Raw genomic sequence first — 21,232 nt, 5'->3', positions numbered from 1 at the left:
TATAGCGCGTTGAGGCAGTGAGTAGGGGGGAGGTTGTTACAAAGCGTGGCCGGTTAAAACAAAGGCCCGGCAATGTGCCGGGCCTTTGGCGGTACGGAAGGTTTACACTTCCAGGTAGTTCATGATGCCGTCTGCCGCTTTGCGGCCTTCGGCGATCGCCGTCACCACCAGGTCGGAGCCACGGACCGCGTCGCCACCGGCAAAGATTTTCGGGTTGCTGGTCTGGAATGCGTTGTCGCTGCCTTCCGGCGCCACGATGCGGCCCTGTTTATCGAGCTGCACGTCGTGCGCCGCCAGCCAGTCCATGCGGTGTGGGCGGAAGCCGAACGCCATCACCACCGCGTCGGCGTCGATCACGTGCTCGGAACCCGGCACCTGCTCCGCCGCCTGGCGGCCGTTGGCATCCGGCGCGCCCAACTGAGTGCGCACCATTTTCACCCCGGCCACGCGGCCGGCGCTGTTCAGTTCGATGCTCAGCGGCTGCAGGTTGAACTGGAAGTCCACCCCTTCTTCCCGGGCGTTCTTCACTTCGCGCTTGGAGCCCGGCATGTTGGCCTCGTCGCGGCGGTAGGCGCAGGTGACCTGCGTCGCGCCCTGACGCACCGAGGTGCGCACGCAGTCCATGGCGGTATCGCCGCCGCCCAGCACCACCACCCGTTTGCCTTCCATGCTGACATAAGGCTCGTGCTGCTCGGTTTCATACCCCATCAGCTGCTTGGTGTTGGCGATCAGGAACGGCAGCGCGTCGTACACGCCCTGCGCTTCCTCATTCTCCAGCCCGCCACGCATCGATTGATAGGTGCCGACGCCGAGGAACACCGCATCGTACTCGCTCAGCAAAGTCTCCATGCTGACGTCTTTGCCCACTTCGGTATTCAGCTGGAACTCGATGCCCATCTCGCTGAAGATGCCGCGGCGTTTGACCATCACTTCCTTTTCCAGCTTGAAGGCCGGGATGCCGAAGGTCAGCAGACCGCCGATCTCAGGATGACGATCATACACCACCGCTTTGACGCCGTTGCGGGTCAGCACGTCAGCGCAGGCCAACCCGGCGGGGCCGGCACCGACGATCGCCACGCGCTTGCCGGTCGGCTGCACGTGCGACATGTCCGGCTTCCAGCCCATTTCGATGGCCTTATCGCTGATGTAACGCTCGATATTGCCGATGGTGACCGCGCCGAACTCGTCGTTCAGGGTGCAAGACCCTTCGCACAGGCGATCCTGCGGGCATACGCGGCCGCACACCTCCGGCAGGCTGTTGGTCTGATGCGCCAGGTCCGCCGCTTCCATGATGCGGCCTTCGTTGGCCAGCTTCAGCCAGTTCGGGATGTAGTTGTGCACCGGGCACTTCCACTCGCAATACGGGTTGCCGCAGGACAGACAGCGGTCCGCCTGGGCTTTGGCCTGGGTTTCCGAAAACGGTTCGTAGATCTCGACGAACTCGATTTTGCGGATCTTCAGCGGTTTCTTAGGCGGATCAACACGCTGCAGGTCGATAAATTGATAAACGTTCTGGCTCATTAATGACCTACCTCTTACTGCGCCTGCACCCGCAGCTCGGCTGCGGAACGGCTACGGTGACCCAACAGCGCTTTGACATCGCTGGACTTCGGTTTGACCAGGGCGAACTTCGGCGCCCACTCGGGCCAGTTGGCCAGGATCTCTTCCGCGCGGGAAGAGCCGGTCGCCTGCACGTGTTCGGTGATCAGGCCGCGCAGATGCTCCTCATGGATCGCCAACTGATCGACATCCAGCACTTCCACCAGCTCCGGGTTCACGCGCTTGCGGAACTCGCCGTCTTCGTCCAGCACGTAGGCGAAGCCGCCGGTCATGCCGGCGCCGAAGTTGATGCCGGTTTTACCCAGCACGCAGACGATGCCGCCGGTCATGTATTCGCAGCCGTTGTCGCCGATGCCTTCCACCACGGTGATGGCGCCGGAGTTGCGCACCGCGAAACGCTCGCCCGCGCGGCCGGCGGCGAACAGCTTGCCGCCGGTGGCGCCGTACAGGCAGGTGTTGCCGACGATGCTGGCTTCATGGCTGCGGAAGGCGGAGCCGATCGGCGGACGCACCGCGATGCTGCCGCCGGCCATGCCTTTGCCGACATAGTCGTTGGCGTCGCCGGTCAGGGTCAGCTCGACGCCGCCGGCGTTCCAGACGCCGAAGCTCTGCCCGGCGGTGCCGGAGAAGTGCGCCTTGATCGGATCGGCCGCCATGCCCTGATCGCCGTGCACGTTGGCGATAGCGCCGGACAGCATGGCGCCCACGGAGCGGTCGGTGTTGCGAATGTCGAAGTAGAAGGTTTTACCCTGTTTCGCTTCGATATGCGGCTGCGCCTGCGCCAGCAGCTCTTTGTTCAGCAGGCCCTTGTCGAACGCCGGGTTGCTGCTTTCGGTGCAGTACACCGCTTTGCCCGGATGCGGCGTGGCGGTTTTCAGCAGCGGCGACAGATCCAGCTTGTTCTGCTTGGCGGAGATGCCGTCCAGCTCGGTCAGGAACTCGGTGCGGCCGATCAGATCCACCAACTGGCTCACGCCCAGTTGCGCCATGATCTCGCGGGTTTCACGCGCGATAAACTGGAAGTAATTCGTCACGCGTTCCGGCAGGCCGTGGTAGTGATCGCGGCGCAGCTTGTCGTCCTGAGTCGCGACGCCGGTCGCGCAGTTGTTGAGGTGGCAGATGCGCAGGTATTTGCAGCCCAGCGCCACCATCGGCCCGGTGCCGAAGCCGAAGCTTTCCGCGCCCAGGATCGCCGCTTTGACGATGTCCACGCCGGTTTTCAGGCCGCCGTCCACCTGCAGGCGGATCTTGTGGCGCAGACCGTTGGCCACCAGCGCCTGCTGGGTTTCCACCAGGCCCAGTTCCCATGGGCAGCCGGCATATTTCACCGAGGACAGCGGGCTGGCGCCGGTGCCGCCGTCGTAACCGGCGATGGTGATCAGATCGGCATAGGCTTTCGCCACGCCGGTGGCGATGGTGCCGACGCCCGGCTCGGACACCAGTTTCACCGAGATCACCGCCTTCGGGTTGACCTGCTTCAGATCGAAGATCAGCTGCGCCAGATCTTCGATCGAGTAGATGTCGTGGTGTGGCGGCGGGGAGATCAGCGTCACGCCCGGCACCGAGTAACGCAGTCTGGCGATGTACGGGGTGACTTTGTCGCCCGGCAGCTGGCCGCCTTCGCCCGGCTTGGCGCCTTGCGCCACCTTAATCTGGATCACGTCGGCGTTCACCAGGTAGGCCGGTGTTACGCCGAAGCGGCCGGAGGCCACCTGTTTGATGCGCGACACCTTGTTGGTGCGGTAGCGCGCCGGATCTTCGCCGCCTTCGCCGGAGTTGGAGAAGCCGCCGAGGCCGTTCATGGCGATCGCCAGTGATTCGTGCGCTTCCGGGCTCAGCGCGCCGATCGACATCGCCGCCGTGTCGAAGCGTTTGAACAGCGATTCCGCCGGTTCGACCTGATCGACCGGGATCGGTTCGCCTTTCGGCGTGATGGCCAGCAGATCGCGTAGCATGGCGACCGGCCGCTCGTTCACCAGCTTGGCGTAAGCCTGATAGTCGCTGTACTCGCCGCTGTGTACCGCTTTTTGCAGCGAGTTCACCACGTCCGGGTTGTAGGCGTGGTATTCGCCGCCGTGCACGAATTTCAGCAGGCCGCCTTGCTCCAGCGGTTTGCGTTTCAGCCAGGCGCGCTTGGAAAGGTTCTGCAGATCCTGCTGGAAATCGCTGAAGCTGGCGCCGCCAATGCGGCTGACCACGCCCTGGAAGCACAGATCCGCCAGATCGCGGTGCAGGCCGACCGCTTCGAACAGCTTGGAGCAGCGGTAAGAGGCGATGGTCGAAATGCCCATCTTGGACATGATCTTGTACAGGCCTTTGTTGATGCCGTTGCGGTAGTTCAGCATCACGTCGCGGTATTTCTTGTCGATCGCCTGGCTGTCCACCAGCTTGGCCAGGGTTTCATAGGCCAGATACGGATAGATGGCGGTCGCGCCGAAGCCGAGCAGTACGGCGAAGTGGTGCGGATCGCGGGCGCTGGCGGTTTCAACGATCAGGTTGGCGTCGCAGCGCAGGCTTTTTTCCACCAGGCGGGTTTGCACGGCGCCGACTGCCATCGGAGCAGGCACCGGCAGGCGGCCGGGCGCGATGGCGCGGTCGGACAGCACCAACAGCACCGCACCTTCACGCACCTTGCGTTCCGCTTCGTCGCACAGGGCGCGAATGGTCTGCTCCAGATCCTGCTGCTGCGGATCGAAGGTCAGATCGAGCGTCTCGGCGCGATAGTATTCGCCTTCCAGCGTGGTGAGCTGTTTGAAATCGGAGTACAGCAGGATCGGCGATTTGAAGCTCAGGCGGTGCGCCTGGCCTTCGGCTTCGCAGAACACGTTCATTTCGCGGCCGATGCTGGTGGCCAGCGACATGACGTGCGCTTCACGCAGCGGATCGATCGGCGGATTGGTGACCTGCGCGAACTGCTGGCGGAAATAGTCGTAAACGATGCGCGGCCGGCTGGAGAGCACGGCGAACGGGGTATCGTCGCCCATCGAACCGGTGGCCTCCTGGCCAATTTCGCCCAGCACGCGGATCACCTGATCCAGCTCTTCACTGCTGTAGCCGAACTGTTTCTGATAGGTTTCGAGCTGCGCGTCGTCGAGCTCGCGGCTGCCGACCTGATCGTCCGGCAGATCTTCGAACGGCACCAGGCGTTTGACGTTTTTCTCCATCCACTCTTTATACGGGTGGCGGCTTTTCAGATCGTTATCGGTTTCCGCCGAGTGCAGGATGCGGCCGCTGCGGGTGTCGATCACCATCAGCTCGCCGGGGCCGACGCGGCCTTTTTCCACCACTTCATCCGGCTGGTAATCCCAGATGCCGACTTCGGAGGCGCAGGTAATCAGCTTGTCTTTGGTGATCACGTAGCGCGCCGGGCGCAGGCCGTTGCGATCGAGGTTACAGGCGGCGTAGCGGCCGTCGGACATCACGATGCCGGCCGGGCCGTCCCACGGCTCCATGTGCATCGAGTTGAAGTCGAAGAAGGCGCGCAGATCGCCGTCCATGTCCGGGTTGTTCTGCCAGGCCGGCGGCACCAGCAGGCGCATGGCGCGGATGAGATCCATCCCGCCCGCCAGCAGCAGCTCCAGCATGTTGTCCAGCGAACTGGAGTCGGAGCCGGTTTCGTTGACGAACGGCGCGGCGGCCTGCAGATCCGGGATCAGCGGTGTTTGGAATTTATAGGTACGGGCGCGCGCCCACTGGCGGTTGCCGGTGATGGTGTTGATTTCGCCGTTGTGCGCCAGGTAGCGGAACGGCTGCGCCAGCGGCCAGCGCGGCACGGTGTTGGTGGAGAAGCGCTGGTGGAACAGGCAAATGGCCGACTCCAGGCGCAGGTCCGCCAGATCGAGATAGAAGCGCGGCAGATCCGCAGGCATGCACAGGCCTTTATAGATCGTCACCAGGTTAGAGAAGCTGCAGACGTAAAAACTGTCGTCCTCCACGCGTTTCTCGATGCGGCGACGCGCCACGAACAGGCGGCGCTCCATATCACGCGGGCGCCAGCCGGCCGGGGCGTTAACGAAGATTTGCTCGATGCGCGGCAGGGAGGAGAGGGCGATTTCACCCAGCACGTCCGGGTTGGTCGGCACTTCGCGCCAGCCGACGATCGACAGCGTTTCGTTTTGCAGCTCTTCTTCCACGATGCGGCGGCTGATGCGCGCTTCCTCTTCATTCTGGCTGAGGAACATCATGCCGACGGCGTAGTTCTTGGCCAAACGCCAGCCGCGCTCTTCCGCCACCATGCGGAAGAAACGATCGGGTTTTTGCAGCAACAGGCCGCAGCCGTCGCCGGTCTTGCCGTCGGCGAGGATCGCGCCGCGGTGCTGCATGCGGGCCAGCGCGTGAATGGCGGTGCGCACCACCTTGTGGCTAGGTTCGCCTTCTATATGGGCGATCAGGCCGAAACCACAGTTGTCCCTCTCTTGGGATTTATCGTACAACATATCGTGAACCTCCCCAGGCTCTGCGTGACTCTCACAACCTACTGCGAGGGGGCTTCCCAATTTCAGGCAGAAGTCCAATCAGCAAGTTAACCCCGCCAATCTGCTTTTCCGCCCTCCATCAATGGCCTCTCGTGACGGTCTCACAAGTGGTATAGGACTTGTTTTAAGAGGGAGTCTTCAATTACTGCATAAATATGACGAGACGTTTGCCCGTCCAGAAAGCTTCCAGCGGACTTCCAACTTAGCGAGAAAGAATTCGCAGGTCAAATGTGGGCTTAAGATAGATTCTTATCGAATTAATGATGTTTATTTATTTGATAAATAAGTAATTTAATGCATTTTTGCACTATCGTGGGGCAACGCCGATCCTTGCAGAAGTGTGAGCTGTCTCACTATAGTGCAACCCCTTAATCTCTGCACCATGCTAGTGCGGGGGGTAATGCCAGAATTTTATTCTATAAGATATTGCTTGGCTGATGTTTATGACTATTTTTCACCGTGTTGTCATATTGCCGTTAACGGTTGCGTGACGATTAGAATAATTCATCAGAATTAGAGTGAATTGATTTGCGTTTATGATGAATAGTTATGCCTGATGACGCCTTGCGGGGAAAGCGTTGATCTCTGTCATCGCGGGAAAAACCGTTTCTTATTAGCATCGCGGCTTTGAACACAGAGAACCACCAAGATTATGCAGTTGCCGCAATTAGTCAATATGTTTGGCGCGGATCTCCAGCGCCGCTATGGCGAAAAGATCCATAAACTCACGCTGCACGGCGGATTCAGCTGCCCTAACCGCGACGGCACGTTGGGGCGCGGCGGCTGTACGTTCTGCAATGTCGCCTCGTTCGCCGATGAAGCGATGCAACGCCAGAGCATTGCCGAACAGCTGGCGCAGCAGGCCGCGCGGGCCGATCGGGCGCGGCGCTATCTGGCCTATTTCCAGGCCTATACCAGCACCTATGCGGAGGTCGAGCGGCTGGCGTCGATGTATCGGCAGGCGTTGGCGCAGAGCGCCATGGTCGGCCTGTGCGTCGGCACCCGGCCGGACTGCGTGCCGCCCGCCGCGCTGGATCTGCTGACGGGATACCGCGAGCAAGGCTATGAAGTGTGGCTGGAGCTGGGGCTGCAGACGGCGCACGAGAAAACGCTGAAGCGCATCAACCGCGGCCATGATTTTCGCTGTTATCAGCAGACTGCGCGACTGGCCCGGCAGCGCGGGCTGAAGGTGTGCTGCCATCTGATCGTCGGGCTGCCGGGAGAAACTCAGCGCGATCATCTGCTCACGCTGCAGCGGGTGACGGAGACCGGCGTGGATGGCATCAAACTGCATCCGCTGCACGTCGTCACCGGCAGTACCCTGGCGCGGGCGTGGCATGCCGGGCGGTTGCCCGAACTGGCGCTGGAAGCTTACGCCGCCAGCGCCGGGGAGATGATCCGCCATACGCCGGGCGAGGTGGTGTACCACCGTCTTTCCGCCAGCGCCCGTCGGCCGACGCTGCTGGCGCCGCTGTGGTGCGAAAACCGCTGGAGCGGCATGCAGGCGGTCGGTGCTTATCTGCAGCAATACGGCGGGCAGGGCAGCGCGCTGGATGAAAAGCGGCGCTACCGCCCCGGAATGCCGCTCTGAAGTGCAATCTTTGCCACACTTCGGCGTTTGCCGCCTTATCTCATTGCGGTTTTACGGTATGATTCAAAAGATTGTGTCTGATGGGAGCCGCTATGAAGCAAATCCGGGTGTTGGCCCAGTACTACGTTGATTTAATGGTGAAACTGGGGTTGGTGCGCTTCTCGCTGCTGCTGGCCTCGGCGCTGGTGGTGCTGGCGATGGTGGTGCAGATGGCGGTGACCATGCTGCTGCGCGGCGAAGTGGAAAGCATCGACGTGGTGCGTTCAATCTTCTTCGGTCTGTTGATCACCCCGTGGGCGGTCTACTTTCTCTCGGTGGTGGTGGAACAGCTGGAAGAGTCGCGCCAACGGCTGGCGCGGCTGGTGGACAAGCTGGAAGAGATGCGCCACCGCGATCTGGAGCTTAATCAGCAGCTCAAAGACAATATCAGCCAGCTGAATCAGGAGATCGCCGACCGTATCAAAGCGGAAGAAGAGCGCCTGCAGGTGATGGAAAAGCTGACGGAAGAGATGGAGCAGCGCGAGCAGGCGCAGATTGAGCTGGGCCAGCAATCGGCGCTGCTGCGTTCCTTCCTCGATGCCTCGCCGGATTTGGTCTACTACCGCAACGAAGATAAAGAGTTTTCCGGCTGTAACCGCGCGATGGAACTGCTGACCGGCAAAAGCGAGAAACAGCTGATCGGCCTGACGCCGTTCGACGTCTACGGCCAGGAGATCGCCGAAAAGGTCATTGAGACCGACGAGAAGGTGTTCCGCCACAACGTTTCGCTGACCTACGAACAGTGGCTGGTGTATCCCGACGGCCGCAAGGCCTGTTTCGAGCTGCGCAAGGTCCCGTTTTACGACCGGGTGGGCAAACGCCACGGGCTGATGGGCTTCGGCCGCGATATTACCGAGCGTAAGCGCTACCAGGACGCGCTGGAGAACGCCAGCAGGGAGAAGACCACCTTTATCTCCACGATCAGCCACGAGCTGCGTACGCCGCTTAACGGCATCGTCGGCCTGAGCCGCATTTTGCTTGATACCGAGCTGAACGACGAGCAGCTGAAATACCTGAAGACCATTCACGTCAGCGCCATCACCCTCGGCAATATCTTCAACGACATTATCGAAATGGACAAGCTCGAGCGGCGCAAGGTGCAGCTCGACAACCAGCCGGTGGACTTCACCGGATTCCTGGCGGATCTGGAGAATCTCTCGGGCCTGCTGGCGCAGCCGAAAGGGCTGCAGTTCATCATGGAGCCGCAGACGCCGCTGCCGCAGCAGATCGTGACCGACGGCACGCGCCTGCGGCAGATCTTGTGGAACCTGATCGGCAACGCGGTGAAATTTACCCAGCAGGGGCAAATTGTGGTGCGCGTGCGGCGCGAGGCGCAGGAGAAGCTGGTGTTCGAAGTGGAAGACTCGGGCATGGGCATCCCGCAGGACGAGCAGGACAAGATCTTCGCCATGTATTATCAGGTGAAAGATCAGCGCGGCGGCCGTCCGGCCACCGGCACCGGCATCGGGCTGGCGGTCTCCAAACGGCTGGCGCAGAGCATGGGCGGCGACATTACCGTGCGCAGCGAACAAGGGCACGGTTCTTGCTTCACTTTGACCATCAAGGCGCCGGCGGTGCAGGAAGCCGTCAGCGCGGCGCCGGAGGAAGAGGAGCTGCCGTTGCCGGCGCTGCACATCCTGCTGGTGGAAGATATCGAACTGAACGTGATCGTGGCGCGCTCGGTGCTGGAGAAGCTGGGCAACAGCGTCGAGGTGGCGATGAACGGCCACGACGCGCTGGCGATGTTCGATCCGGACGAGTTCGATCTGGTGCTGCTGGACATCCAACTGCCGGACATGACCGGGCTGGATATCGCCCGGGCGCTGCGCGAGCGTTACGCCGGGCAGGCGCTGCCGCCGTTGGTGGCCCTGACCGCCAACGTGCTGAAAGACAAAAAAGAGTATCTCGAGGCGGGCATGGACGATGTGCTGAGCAAGCCGCTGTCGGTGCCGGCGCTGACCAAGGTCATCAAACACTATTGGGATCATCAACCTTCTCACACTTCTAAGAAAACGGAGCACAAGGCGATGCAGATTAATGAGTCGTTACTCGATACCGCGATGCTGGAGCAGTACATGGACCTGGTTGGTCCGCAGTTGATCCATCAAAGTCTGGAGATGTTCGAACAGATGATGCCGGGTTATCTGGCGGTGCTGGATTCCAACATGACGGCGCGCGATCAGAAAGGCATCACCGAGGAAGGGCACAAGATCAAGGGCGCCGCCGGTTCGGTCGGCCTGCGTCACCTGCAGCAGTTGGCGCAACAGATTCAAACGCCGACGCTGCCGGCCTGGTGGGATAACGTGCAGGACTGGGTAGATGAGCTGAAGCAAGAGTGGCGTAACGACGTGCAGGTACTGCGGGCTTGGGTAGAGAACGCTGAAAAAAAATGACCCCGACGTGAGCCGGGGTGCGCGAATATTGCGCCAACACCAGGGAAATTGTGAACCTGCGTATTGGTTTCAGTGTTCTGGTCGAGCAGGTTGTAGCGAATTCCTAAACATCATACAGCCAACAACATAGCAAATGTAAGCGCTCTTGTTAGAAGATTCATTAAAATGTGTGATGTAGATTAGTGTTTGTCAACTCCGAGCACGAACCAGTTGACAGCAGCGACAGGAGGAAGAGTGATGAAAAAGGTGGGTGTAGTCCTCAGCGGCAGCGGCGTTTATGACGGTACGGAGATCCACGAAGCGGTGCTGACGCTGCTGGCGCTGGACCGTGCCGGCGCGCAGGCGGTGTGTTTTGCGCCTGATAAACCGCAACGCCATGTTATTAATCACTTATCTGGTGAGGAGATGGCGGAATCGCGCAACGTCCTGATTGAATCGGCGCGCATTGCCCGCGGCGCAGTGCAGCCGTTGGCGCTGGCCGAGGCCGCGCAGCTGGATGCGCTGATTGTGCCCGGCGGCTTTGGCGCCGCCAAGAATCTCAGCAATTTCGCCGAGGCCGGCGCGGAATGTTGGGTCGATGAAACGTTGGCGCGTCTGACGCGCGAGATGCATAAGGCCAACAAACCAATTGGCCTGATGTGCATCGCACCGGCGCTGTTGCCGAAGCTGCTCGATCAACAAGCGCGGCTGACCATTGGCAACGATCCCGACCTGGGAGAAGTGATTGACGCCATGGGCGGCGAGCCGGTGATTTGCCCGGTGGACGACATCGTGGTGGACAGCGAGCACAAGATCGTGACCACGCCAGCCTATATGCTGGCGCCGTCGATCGCGCAGGCGGCCGTCGGCATCGATAAACTGGTGGCGCGGGTGCTGGAACTGGCTGAATGAGCAAATCGGTCGGCGGATGGCGGCGGCTGCGTCCGTGGTATTGGCTGAAACGCGGCGTCATCGCGATTATCGGCCTGTGGGTGTTGGGCATTGTGGTCTTCGCCTTCCTGCCGGTGCCGTTTTCCGCCGTGATGGTGGAGCGGCAGATCAGCGCCTGGCTGAGCGGCGACTTCGGCTACGTCGCTCATTCGGACTGGGTGTCGATGGACGACATTTCGCCGCAGATGGCGCTGGCGGTGATGGCGGCGGAAGATCAGAAGTTTCCAGACCATTGGGGCTTCGATGTGGCGGCCATTGAAAAGGCGCTCAGCCACAACGAGAAGCGCCCGACGCGCATCCGCGGCGCGTCCACGCTGTCGCAGCAGACCGCTAAAAACCTGTTTCTGTGGGATGGCCGCAGCTGGCTGCGCAAAGGGTTGGAGGCTGGGCTGACGTCGGGCATCGAGCTGGTGTGGACCAAGCGACGCATTCTGACGGTGTATCTGAACATCGTGGAGTTCGGCGACGGGGTGTTCGGCGTGGAAGAGGCTTCACAGCGCTTTTTCCATAAGCCGGCCAAGCGCCTGACCGCGGCCGAAGCGGCGCTGCTGGCGGCGGTATTGCCGAATCCGCACCGCTTCAGGGCCGATGCGCCGTCCGGTTATGTGGCGCAGCGACAGCAGTGGATTATGCGCCAGATGCGCCAGTTGGGTGGGGAAGGTTTCCTGAAAGAGAACAAGCTGGATTAACCAAGCGATACCCTGCTTTCGGGCAAGGTATCCCTCTCTTCGGTGGCTAATGCCGCATCAGGGCTTTTCGCTGATAAATGCAGTTAAATCCGCGTGCATCTTTTTAAGCGATAGTTCATCCACGTACGGCATATGCCCGGTGTCATACCAATAGAAACGGATATTGTCGCGTAATTTGGGCGACACGGGCAGATGGCTCATCTCATATTTGGCGACGAAGTAAGGGGTGGCCAGGTCGTAAACCCCGCCAATCACCATCACTCTCATTGTCGGAGTCATTTTCATCACTCGCGACAGGTTCGGCAACACGTTAAATGATCTGTCCCGGCTGTTGCTGGACATGTTCCAGTCATAGACCTCATTGGAAAATGCGCGATAGTTTTGGTCGGCGCTAAAATGCAGCGTTTTGCCAAGATAATCGTGGAATTGCGCGACGTAGGCGGAAGTAATTGCACTGACGTTGGGATCGTAGTTGGACGTTTCAGCGATATTATCCAGCGACGGCCCACGATAGCGGGTATCGATTCTGCCAATGGTCTCGTCTTGGCTGCGCAACAGTTGCTTGGCGAAGACCGGTCCACTCAGGCGCAAATTGGCATTGAGCCAATAATCGGCCGGAATGCCGGTAAATTGGTAAAGCTGCTCGGCGAGCGTTTGGCGATCTTTTTCAGGCAGATTGGCACCTTGCAGCAAGGCTGGGGCATAAGTCTCCAGCGCAAACTGCTCGGCCTGGTCTAACAGGGTTTTCAGGCTCTGGTGTTTGCCCGGCAGCCGCTGGTGGTACCATGCGCTGGCTGCGTAGGTTGGGAGCGCCAGATAGTAAGGTTGATCGACGCCGGGGTTTTGATTGGGATCGTCGACGTTATTGTCGTAGTTCAGAAACTGCGACATCAGGATAATACCGTTAAGATCGATATTCTGATTTTTTAGCGTCTCGGCCAATACCACCGAGCGGGTAGTGCCGTAGCTTTCACCCAATAAATATTTAGGTGAGTTCCAGCGTTGGTAATGCGTTAAAAACTGAACGATAAATTGAGAAAAAGCCTGAGCATCACCGTTGACGCCATAGACGTTGCTGGCACTCTGTGCTTTTTGCTGCGCTCTCTCCGGCTGGCTGGCGGCACTGCTGGAAAAGCGGCTGTAACCCGTTCCGGGGGCATCGATAAACACCAGATCGCTGACGTTGAGCAGACTGTATTGGTTATCGGTGAGTTGGTAAGGCGCCAGCTGTGTTTTCTCTGGCTGAGTAGCGATAACCCGTTTAGGCCCCAGCGCCCCCATATGCAGCCACAGCGAGGCGGAGCCCGGCCCGCCGTTGTAGATAAAGGTAATCGGCCTGCTTTCGTTCTTATTCTCATTCTTTTTGAAATACGCAACATAGAACATGCCGGTCACGGGATCTTCCGGATCCTCTTTACTCAATTCCAGCACCCCGGTTTGCGCCTGATAATTGATTTTTACCTGGTCGACCGTGATCGCGCCTTGAGTAGCAACGGTTTGACCGGTCATCGGGGGCGGGGCATGTTCGGCGCGGGGCGTATCCTGAGTGGGATTGGCGGCGGAAACTCCGGCGGTGAATAAAGAAACGGCAGTGAGAAAACCGATTAAAATTCTGTCCATTTGAATTTTATCCGTAATGAAGTGAGAGATTACTTTAAACGCGGCTCATTAAACCAGGGTAAAACAGCGGGAAGCGTACAGAAAATCGGCAAGGGGAAGCCCCCTTGCCTGAAGGATCATTTCACATAGGTAAAGGCGGTGGTGACGTGCTTCACGCCGCTGACCTGGCTGGCGATCTGCGCCGCCGACTGTCCTTCCTGCTGAGTGACCAGGCCCAGCAAGAACACTTCGCCGTTTTCGGTGGTGACTTTCACGTTGGACGATTTCACCGTATCGCTGGTCAACAGCTGCGAACGCACTTTGGTGGTGATCCAGGTGTCGGAGGACGCGGTGCTCAGGCTGACAGGCGTGCCCTGGCGAATTTCGTTATACACTTCGGTCGTGCCTTCCACGCCCATGGCGATCTGCTTGGCGCGCGCGGTGAGATCGGCGTTAGGCGACTGGCCGGTCAACAGCACCTTGCCCTGATAGGCGGTGGCGACCACCCGGGCCTCTTTCTTCAACTGCTGGTCTTTGCTCAGGGCGCTTTCTACCCTGGCTTCCAGCGTGCCGTCATCCACCTGGGTCCCTACGCTGCGCGGGTCGGTGGCGGTTTTGGTGGCGACGGCCGCACTGCCGACGACGACGCCGGCGATACAGCCTTGCAACAGCAGGGCGCTGGACAGCACTGCAAATGTGGCTTTTAGCTTCATCTCAGTTCCTTAATCGTCCTGGTGGGGGAATAACGTATTGTCTATCAGGTCGCACAGGCAGTTTACGGTCAGCATATGCATTTCCTGAATGCGCGAGCTGCGGTGCGACGGGATGCGGATCTCGACATCCTGCTGGCCGAGCAATCCGGCCAGCTCGCCGCCGTCGTAGCCGGTGAGCGCGACGATGGTCATATCGCGCGTGACGGCCGCCTCGACCGCTTTCACAATATCACGGCTGTTGCCGCGGGTGGAAATCGCCAGCAGCACGTCGCCGGTGTGCCCGAGCGCGCGCACCTGCTTGGCGTACACTTCGTCGTGCAGGCGATCGTTGCTGATCGCGGTCAGCACCACGTTGTCGGCGTTGAGCGCGATGGCAGGCAGGCTGGGGCGCTCGGTTTCAAAACGGTTGATCATGCTGGCGGCGAAGTGCTGTGCGTTGGCGGCCGAAGTGCCGTTGCCGCAGCACAGGATTTTGTTGCCGTTGAGTAAGGATTGAACCAGCGTCATCGCAGCGCGGGAAATGGCGTCAGGTAACGCTTCCGCCGCCGCGATCTGGGTTTGGATGCTTTCGGTAAAACAGACTTTAATTCTATCCAGCACGTTGTATTAATCCACTAAGTCAAAGGGCCGGTCTGCGCCGCAAAACCCCAATTAATCCGCATTGAAGGCGTTGGGTATCCATTCTAACTGGCTACCGGTAATGGCCAAAACATCAAAACGGCAAGATGATGTGTCAAAACTGGCGCCGCGCCCCGCCAGCCAGACGGCGGCGGCGTGCAGCAACCGCTGTTGTTTGCGAGAGGTAACGCTGGCGGCCGCGCCGCCGAAGGCGTCGTTGCGGCGGTAGCGCACTTCGACGAACACCCAGGTGGCGCCGTCGCGCATGATGAGGTCGAGCTCGCCGCCGCGCACCGCAACGTTGGCGGCGCAGAAGGTGAGCCCGGCGCGTTCCAGATGACGGCGGGCCAGTAACTCATAGCCCGCCCCGGCGGCGCGTGGGTTCAAGAGACCGGCACGACCGTACCCTGACGATATTGCAGCCAAGGCAGCTTGCGGTTGATCACGCAGTTCGGCGACGCGCTCAGCGTGCCGGTGGTGCCGGAAACCTGGAAGCCCGGCAGTTGGCGCATTTCAGCAAAGTGGTTGGCCAATGTCCAGGCATCCATCCCCATCGCATACAGGCGCACCAGCGAGTAATCGTTGCGGAAACGCGCGCTGGCCTGCTGCAACAGCTGAGGGTTTGAGCCGGCCAGCAGCGGGATGTCGCTGAACTGCAGACCTTCCATTTCCAGACGGAAGTCCGGGCCGGCGCCGGCCTGGTAGCTGCGCGAGCTGGCGTACATCGCCGGTTTGCCGCGCGAGCTGGTGGCCATGTCGATCATCGGTTTGATCAGCGTCAGTTGGGACTGGGTAGCGACGATATACACCGCGTCGACGCTGCCGCCGGTAGCGGCGGGCACGTCGCTCGGCGGCGCCGGAATGGTCAGCCCGGCGATGGTCACGCTCTGCGGCGCCGGGGCGCTCGACATCGGCGTGCCGGTCATGCGGATGCCGCCGCTGTTCACCATCTGGCGCAGTTCACCGGCGGAGCCGATGTCCTGACGCAGCACGGTTTGCCCGCCTTGCTTCTGCCATTCCTGGTTAAAGGCCTTGGCGACGCGATCGCCGAAGGCGCCGCGCGGCACCAGCAGCAGCGGTTGACGTTTCTGTTGTTCCCAGATGTGGCGGGCGGCGTCGCGCGCTTCATCTTCCGGCGACAGGGCGAAGTAACAGATGTTCAGGTTGTCTTTCGGCGTTTCGGGCTGGTTGAGCGCCAGCACGTTCAGCGTGGTGGTGCTGGCGGACAACTGATCGACGTTCTCTTTCAGCAGCGGCCCGACCACCAGAGTGGCGCCATCCTGCTGCGCCTGGCTCAGCAAGGCGGCCAGCGGCTGGCTGGTGGTGTCGTACACTTTGACCTGCGCATTAGCGGCCTGCAGCGGCGTTATCGGCGCGCTGGACGGCGCAGCGGGTTGCGCGGCGGTCACGGCCGGCTGGCTCTCTTGCGCCGAAGGGCTGACCGCGCCGTTGGCGTTGATGTCACCGGCAGCGGCCTGATCGGCCGGCGCCGTTTGGGCCGGCGCGCCGGCCGGTTGCGCGGCTTGAGGCTGCGGCGCCGGCATGGAACCGCCGTTTTTCGCCGCTTCGAACCCTTGCTGGATGGCGTCGGCGAACACTTTCGCCTGGCCGTTCAACGGCAGCAGCAGGGCGATTTTCGAGGTGGAGGCCTGGGTGAAGTTCAGCACCTGATTCAGGCGAGCCGGCAGCGTTTTGGCCGCCGGGTTCTTCGGATAACGGTTCTGCCAGTCTTTGATGCCGGCCTTCAGCAGATCGGGATCCTGCTTGTTGTCCTGATAGACACGCAGCAGATCCAGCCAGCCTTGCAGCACGTTCTCGTCGGCGTTGATCAGCAGGCTGTTCATCTCCTGCGGCGTCAGCTGCAGCAGGGCCTGCCAGGTTTGATCCAGATTGTCCTGGTGCGCCTTGCCGGTCAGCAACGGCTCCTGAGCGATATAGGCGCGGATCAGCGGCAGCGATGCTTTGCCCTGGTTGGCGGCGATCTGCGCCTGGTAGTAGCGCACCTTTTGATTCGGCGACAGCGCACCGCTGTCCAGGTGGCCCAGCGTGCTGCGGGCGCTGACGTAGCTCTTGTTGGCGATCTGCAGTTCGGCGGTCAGCAACTGGCGTTCGGTCTGCTGTGCGCCGCTGAGGTTTTTCGGCAGCTGATTCAACTGGTCGCCGGCCTGCGGCAGTTTTCCTTCACGCAGCAAGGCGCGAATAGCAAGTAATTGCCAGTCAGCCTTGTTATCATCGCTGCTTTGCTGCAACTGCTGCAGGTAGTAATCGGAGCTGGCGCTCGCTTCGTCCTGTATATTGGCGGGCGGCGTTTGCGGGGCCCGACTCGGACAGCCTGCCAGGAAAAGGGCGGCCGCGATGACTGCGGTAAGTCGGACAGGCTTGGAACGCCCTGCTTTGGTACGAACGAATGTTGAGGAAAGCATACTGTATCCAGTGATGTTTTTTTCAAGATGCTCAATATTAAATCGGCAACCCGGATGAAACAATGAATCAACACCAACAATCAGTCATTTCTGCATCAACGCTGTATGTGGTGCCCACCCCAATCGGCAATCTGGGCGATATTACCCACCGCGCGTTAGAGGTACTGAAAAGCGTTGATCTGATCGCGGCGGAAGACACGCGCCATACCGGATTGCTGCTGCAACACTTCGCGATCAACGCGCGTCTGTTCGCGCTGCACGATCACAACGAACAGCAAAAGGCCGATCAGCTGCTGGCGAAACTGCAGGAAGGCCAGAGCATCGCGCTGGTTTCCGACGCCGGCACGCCGCTGATCAACGATCCCGGCTATCACCTGGTGCGCCGCTGCCGCGAGGCCGGCATTCGCGTGGTGCCGCTGCCGGGCGCCTGCGCCGCCACTACCGCGCTGTGCGCTGCGGGCGTCGCTTCCGACCGTTTCTGCTACGAAGGTTTTCTGCCGGCGAAAACCAAGGGGCGCAAGGATACGCTGATGGCGCTGGCGGAGGAACCGCGCACGCTGATTTTCTACGAATCCACTCACCGCCTGTTGGAAAGTCTGCAGGACATGGTCACCGTTTGGGGCCCGCAGCGTTATGTCGTGCTGGCGCGTGAGCTGACCAAAACCTGGGAATCCATCCACGGCGCGCCGGTGGGTGAGCTGCTGGCGTGGGTGCAGGAAGATGAAGTGCGCCGCCGCGGCGAAATGGTGCTGATCGTCGAAGGCCACAAGGCGCAGGAGGATGCGCTGCCGCTTGAGGCGCTGCGCACGCTGGCGCTGCTGCAAAAAGAGTTGCCGTTGAAAAAGGCGGCGGCGCTGGCGGCGGAAATCCACGGCGTGAAGAAAAATGCGCTGTATAAGCACGCGCTGGAGCAACAACAGCCGTAAAGCGGTTGACCTGCCGCCGCCGCGACGCTACTATCCGCGCCGGAGTTGACCAGACAGTCGCCGCTTCATTGCCGTCCTCTTCGGGGAGACAGATGGAGGGGAGGAAAGTCCGGGCTCCATAGGGCAGGGTGCCAGGTAACGCCTGGGAGGCGCAAGCCTACGACTAGTGCAACAGAGAGCAAACCGCCGATGGCCCGCGCAAGCGGGATCAGGTAAGGGTGAAAGGGTGCGGTAAGAGCGCACCGCGCGGCTGGCAACAGTTCGTGGCACGGTAAACTCCACCCGGAGCAAGGCCAAATAGGGGTTCACATGGTACGGCCCGTACTGAACCCGGGTAGGCTGCTTGAGCCAGTGAGCGATTGCTGGCCTAGAGGAATGACTGTCCACGACAGAACCCGGCTTACCGGTCAACTCCCTCGACAAAAGAAAACCCCGCGCAACGTCAGTTGCGCGGGGTTTTTCGTTTTCCGGCCGGCTTACACCGGCAGATCAATCAGCAGCGCGCGCAGCGGCGTCTCGGCGCGGATCGTCAGGCGATTCTCCTCGCGCACGAAGGCGCCGTCGCCGCAGGTCAGGCGTTGTTCCTCGTGGCGCTCGCCGGTGGCGGCGATGGTGCCGTGTATCGACTGCAGATAAGCGCGCGGCCCGTTAATCGTCAGCGTTTGTTCTTCGCCCGGCTGCAGATCGAGATGATGGATCCAGACCTGTTGACGCAGCTGCAGGCTGCCCTGCGCGCCGTCCGGCGAAGCCAACAGCAGGCTGCCCGCCGCCGGCAGCGCCAGGCGCTGCACCCGTTCGTTGCTGCGTTCCGGGCAGGCGTCCAGCCACAGCTGCAGGCGGGTGAGCGGCGTATCACTGCTGACGTTCTGCTCGCTGTAGCTCAGGCCCGGGTGGGTGGCCAACAGCAACGCTTCGCCGGCTTTAACGCGCGTGGTGTTGCCGTCGCTGTCGCGGTATTCCGCCTCGCCCTGCAGGATCAGGTTCAGGATATCCACGTTGGGATAGGTGCGCGGCTGGAACGACGCGCCCGGCGCCAGCACCTCCTGATTCAGTACCCGCAGCGACGCGTAGCCCATCAGTTTGGGATCGAAGTAGTGACCAAAGGAAAAGGTGTAGCGAGCCTGCAGCCAACCAAAGTCAGCTTGCCCGCATTGTTGTGCTGTTCTGCATGTAATCATGGCAATCGGCTCTCTAAATTCATTATCCAAATGGTAAGCATCTGGACGTCGGATTGTTAGCCAGTTAATCTGGTCGGCATATTCAAATTTCCTGACAGAGGGATGCGATGGCCAGAGATCGGGCGCTCACGCTTGAGGCACTAAGGGTGATGGATGCAATCGACCGGCGCGGCAGCTTCGCCGCGGCCGCCGACGAATTGGGCCGGGTGCCGTCGGCACTCAGCTACACCATGCAAAAATTGGAAGAAGAATTGGACGTGGTGCTGTTCGACCGTTCGGGCCACCGCACCAAGTTCACCAACGTGGGGCGCATGTTGCTGGAACGCGGTCGGGTGCTGCTGGAGGCGGCCGATAAGCTGACCACCGACGCCGAAGCGTTGGCGCGCGGTTGGGAAACTCACCTGACTATCGTCAGTGAAGCGCTGTCGCCGCCGAGCCTGCTGTTCCCGCTGGTTGACAAGCTGGCGCTGAAGGCCAACACCCAGGTGTCCATTTTCACCGAGGTGCTGGCGGGCGCCTGGGAGCGGCTGGAGCAGGGGCGCGCCGACATCGTGATCGCGCCGGACATGCATTTCCGCGCGTCGTCGGAGATCAACACCCGCAAACTGTATAAGGTGATGAGCGTTTATGTCGCCGCGCCGGATCACCCGATCCACCTGGAGCCGGAGCCGCTTTCCGAAGTGACCCGCGTGAAGTACCGCGGCATTGCGGTGGCCGACACCGCCCGTGAGCGCCCGGTATTGACCGTACAGCTGCTGGACAAGCAACAGCGCCTGACGGTGAGCACCATTGAAGACAAACGTCTGGCGCTGCTGGCCGGGTTGGGGGTGGCGACCATGCCGTATCCGATGGTGGAGAAAGATATCGAAGCCGGGCGGCTGCGCGTGGTCGGGCCGGAATACAGCCGCGAAGCCGACATCATCATGGCCTGGCGGCGTGACAGTATGGGGGAGGCGAAAGCCTGGTTCCTGCGTGAGATTCCGCGCCTGTTCGCGCAGCGTTAACGTCGGTTGGATGAGATCCCCTTGCCGGGCGGCAAGGGGATTTTTTTCGCCTTAACCGAAGCGCTGGTCGCGGCCGTGTGGCTCGTCCAGATCCTGCGCCGGCCCGATGGAAATGATGCCGTGCGGGTTGATGGTGGCGTGGCTGCGATAGTAGTGGTTGCGAATGTGCGGCAGGCTGACCGTCTCGGCGATGCCCGGCATCTGGTAGATGTCGCGCAGGAAGCCGTACAGATTGAGGTAGTCGCTGATGCGGTGTTTGTCGCACTTGAAGTGGGTGACGTACACCGGATCGAAACGCACCAGCGTGGTCCACAGACGCAGGTCGGCTTCGGTCAGCCGATCGCCGGTCAGGTAACGATGCTGCCCCAGGATCTGCTCCAGGCGTTCCAGCGCGTTGAATACCCCGTTGACCGCTTCGTCATAGGCTTCCTGGCTGGTGGCAAAACCGGCCTTGTACACGCCGTTGTTCACTTGATCGTAAATCCAACCGTTAAGCTCATCGATCTTGCCGCGCAGCGCGGTCGGGTAGTAGTCGCCTGCCCGAGCGCCGACGCCGTCAAACGCGCTGTTGAACATGCGGATGATGTCGGCGGACTCGTTGCTGACGATGGTTTGCCGCTGTTTATCCCACAGCACCGGTACGGTCACGCGCCCGCTGTAGTGCGGATCGGCCCGCAGGTAGATCTGGTACAGGAAGTCGGCGTGATACAGCGGATCGCCGGTGGTTTCAGGAAAATCCTGGCCGAAGGTCCAGCCGTTTTCCAGCATCAGCGGGTGCACCACCGAGACCGGAATGATCTGCTCCAGCCCTTTCAGTTTGCGCATCAGCAGCGTGCGATGCGCCCAGGGGCAGGCGAGAGAAACATAAAGGTGATAACGGCCCGCTTCGGCCTGGAAGCCGCCCACGCCGTGTTCGCCCGGCTGACCGTCGGCGGTCACCCAATTGCGAAACTGAGCGGTTGAACGTTTGAAACGGCCGCCGGTAGATTTGGTGTCATACCAGATGTCTTGCCAAACGCCATCGACGAGTTGTCCCATGGGAATCTCCTTGGTGTCCGAGTTAAAAAACGACAAGGCCCGGCATGCCGGGCCCT

General features: G+C 60.8%; 15 protein-coding genes and 1 other RNA gene. 7 read left to right on the top strand and 9 right to left on the bottom strand.

The annotated features are described in order from the left end of the window. Window positions 1-102: 102 nt before the first annotated feature. Window positions 103-1,521 (bottom strand): glutamate synthase small subunit, encoded by a 1,419-nt coding sequence (locus ACP3TA_RS02620; protein ID WP_096242621.1) that lies wholly within the window; start codon window positions 1,519-1,521, stop codon window positions 103-105. 14 nt (window positions 1,522-1,535) lie between these two features. After that, window positions 1,536-5,996: a glutamate synthase large subunit gene (gltB, locus tag ACP3TA_RS02615; RefSeq protein ID WP_089195220.1), complete on the bottom strand. Its 4,461-nt coding sequence runs from the start codon at window positions 5,994-5,996 to the stop codon at window positions 1,536-1,538. Between the two features lie 691 nt (window positions 5,997-6,687). On the opposite strand from gltB, the gene ACP3TA_RS02610 reads away from it, so the two are divergent. From ACP3TA_RS02610 to mtgA, 4 genes are all read left to right on the top strand, one after another. Further along, the gene (locus tag ACP3TA_RS02610) at window positions 6,688-7,626 is read left to right on the top strand and encodes a TIGR01212 family radical SAM protein (RefSeq protein ID WP_123061987.1); all 939 of its coding nucleotides are present in this window, start codon (window positions 6,688-6,690) and stop codon (window positions 7,624-7,626) included. Window positions 7,627-7,718: 92 nt separating this feature from the next. After that, window positions 7,719-10,058, top strand: a complete 2,340-nt coding sequence (gene arcB / locus ACP3TA_RS02605; RefSeq protein ID WP_033644509.1) for an aerobic respiration two-component sensor histidine kinase ArcB — start codon at window positions 7,719-7,721, stop codon at window positions 10,056-10,058. Window positions 10,059-10,295: 237 nt separating this feature from the next. Then, window positions 10,296-10,949, top strand: a complete 654-nt coding sequence (gene elbB, locus ACP3TA_RS02600; RefSeq protein ID WP_089197491.1) for an isoprenoid biosynthesis glyoxalase ElbB — start codon at window positions 10,296-10,298, stop codon at window positions 10,947-10,949. Next, window positions 10,946-11,677, top strand: coding sequence for a monofunctional biosynthetic peptidoglycan transglycosylase (gene mtgA, locus ACP3TA_RS02595; protein WP_123061986.1), 732 nt, complete (start codon window positions 10,946-10,948; stop codon window positions 11,675-11,677). The genes elbB and mtgA overlap by 4 nt, the downstream gene beginning before the upstream one ends. Before the next feature lie 57 nt (window positions 11,678-11,734). Here mtgA and ACP3TA_RS02590 read toward each other — a convergent pair whose 3' ends face one another. The 5 genes from ACP3TA_RS02590 to ACP3TA_RS02570 form a co-directional block, all read right to left on the bottom strand. Then, window positions 11,735-13,297: a S10 family peptidase gene (locus tag ACP3TA_RS02590; protein ID WP_123061985.1), complete on the bottom strand. Its 1,563-nt coding sequence runs from the start codon at window positions 13,295-13,297 to the stop codon at window positions 11,735-11,737. 116 nt (window positions 13,298-13,413) lie between these two features. Further along, entirely contained in the window at window positions 13,414-13,989 is a 576-nt protein-coding gene (gene dolP, locus ACP3TA_RS02585) for a division/outer membrane stress-associated lipid-binding lipoprotein (RefSeq protein ID WP_021505102.1), read from the bottom strand. Between the two features lie 9 nt (window positions 13,990-13,998). Then, a complete protein-coding gene (gene diaA / locus ACP3TA_RS02580) occupies window positions 13,999-14,589 on the bottom strand; it encodes a DnaA initiator-associating protein DiaA (RefSeq protein ID WP_004937103.1) in 591 nt (196 codons plus the stop codon). Window positions 14,590-14,640: 51 nt separating this feature from the next. Next, complete coding sequence (locus ACP3TA_RS02575; protein WP_089192279.1) at window positions 14,641-14,994, bottom strand: YraN family protein; 354 nt, start codon at window positions 14,992-14,994, stop codon at window positions 14,641-14,643. After that, window positions 14,991-17,030 carry a penicillin-binding protein activator gene (locus tag ACP3TA_RS02570; RefSeq protein ID WP_426784494.1) on the bottom strand — a complete coding sequence of 680 codons (2,040 nt, stop codon included), beginning with the start codon at window positions 17,028-17,030 and terminating at the stop codon, window positions 14,991-14,993. The genes ACP3TA_RS02575 and ACP3TA_RS02570 overlap by 4 nt, the downstream gene beginning before the upstream one ends. A gap of 62 nt (window positions 17,031-17,092) precedes the next feature. On the opposite strand from ACP3TA_RS02570, the gene rsmI reads away from it, so the two are divergent. Continuing rightward, window positions 17,093-17,956: a 16S rRNA (cytidine(1402)-2'-O)-methyltransferase gene (gene rsmI / locus ACP3TA_RS02565; RefSeq protein ID WP_004937108.1), complete on the top strand. Its 864-nt coding sequence runs from the start codon at window positions 17,093-17,095 to the stop codon at window positions 17,954-17,956. 41 nt (window positions 17,957-17,997) lie between these two features. Then, an RNA gene (gene rnpB, locus ACP3TA_RS02560) (RNase P RNA component class A) lies at window positions 17,998-18,375 on the top strand. 57 nt (window positions 18,376-18,432) lie between these two features. Here the strand turns inward: rnpB and ACP3TA_RS02555 are convergent. Beyond that, the gene (locus ACP3TA_RS02555; RefSeq protein WP_033651261.1) at window positions 18,433-19,134 is read right to left on the bottom strand and encodes a pirin family protein; all 702 of its coding nucleotides are present in this window, start codon (window positions 19,132-19,134) and stop codon (window positions 18,433-18,435) included. A gap of 107 nt (window positions 19,135-19,241) precedes the next feature. Between ACP3TA_RS02555 and ACP3TA_RS02550 the strand changes: the two genes are divergently transcribed. Continuing rightward, the gene (locus ACP3TA_RS02550; RefSeq protein WP_025304355.1) at window positions 19,242-20,138 is read left to right on the top strand and encodes a LysR family transcriptional regulator; all 897 of its coding nucleotides are present in this window, start codon (window positions 19,242-19,244) and stop codon (window positions 20,136-20,138) included. Window positions 20,139-20,189: 51 nt separating this feature from the next. On the opposite strand, the gene ACP3TA_RS02545 is transcribed toward ACP3TA_RS02550, so the two are convergent. Beyond that, window positions 20,190-21,176 (bottom strand): glutathione S-transferase family protein, encoded by a 987-nt coding sequence (locus tag ACP3TA_RS02545; RefSeq protein ID WP_033651262.1) that lies wholly within the window; start codon window positions 21,174-21,176, stop codon window positions 20,190-20,192. Window positions 21,177-21,232 lie beyond the last annotated feature (56 nt).

The sequence above is a fragment of the Serratia sp. 2C06 genome, from assembly GCF_050037615.1.
Lineage (GTDB): Bacteria > Pseudomonadota > Gammaproteobacteria > Enterobacterales > Enterobacteriaceae > Serratia > Serratia ureilytica.
The sequence above is the reverse complement of the archived record's forward strand: the minus strand, read 5'-3'. Positions and strand labels throughout refer to the sequence as shown.

Bases quoted from the DNA above. Each gene is read 5' to 3' on its own strand.
- ACP3TA_RS02550 (WP_025304355.1), top strand. From the start codon at position 19,242: ATGGCCAGAGATCGGGCGCTCACGCTTGAGGCACTAAGGGTGATGGAT.
- ACP3TA_RS02555 (WP_033651261.1), bottom strand. From the start codon at position 19,134: ATGATTACATGCAGAACAGCACAACAATGCGGGCAAGCTGACTTTGGT.
- ACP3TA_RS02610 (WP_123061987.1), top strand. From the start codon at position 6,688: ATGCAGTTGCCGCAATTAGTCAATATGTTTGGCGCGGATCTCCAGCGC.
- ACP3TA_RS02545 (WP_033651262.1), bottom strand. From the start codon at position 21,176: ATGGGACAACTCGTCGATGGCGTTTGGCAAGACATCTGGTATGACACC.
- mtgA (WP_123061986.1), top strand. From the start codon at position 10,946: ATGAGCAAATCGGTCGGCGGATGGCGGCGGCTGCGTCCGTGGTATTGG.
- elbB (WP_089197491.1), top strand. From the start codon at position 10,296: ATGAAAAAGGTGGGTGTAGTCCTCAGCGGCAGCGGCGTTTATGACGGT.
- gltB (WP_089195220.1), bottom strand. From the start codon at position 5,996: ATGTTGTACGATAAATCCCAAGAGAGGGACAACTGTGGTTTCGGCCTG.
- ACP3TA_RS02590 (WP_123061985.1), bottom strand. From the start codon at position 13,297: ATGGACAGAATTTTAATCGGTTTTCTCACTGCCGTTTCTTTATTCACC.
- ACP3TA_RS02570 (WP_426784494.1), bottom strand. From the start codon at position 17,030: ATGCTTTCCTCAACATTCGTTCGTACCAAAGCAGGGCGTTCCAAGCCT.
- dolP (WP_021505102.1), bottom strand. From the start codon at position 13,989: ATGAAGCTAAAAGCCACATTTGCAGTGCTGTCCAGCGCCCTGCTGTTG.
- rsmI (WP_004937108.1), top strand. From the start codon at position 17,093: ATGAATCAACACCAACAATCAGTCATTTCTGCATCAACGCTGTATGTG.
- arcB (WP_033644509.1), top strand. From the start codon at position 7,719: ATGAAGCAAATCCGGGTGTTGGCCCAGTACTACGTTGATTTAATGGTG.
- ACP3TA_RS02620 (WP_096242621.1), bottom strand. From the start codon at position 1,521: ATGAGCCAGAACGTTTATCAATTTATCGACCTGCAGCGTGTTGATCCG.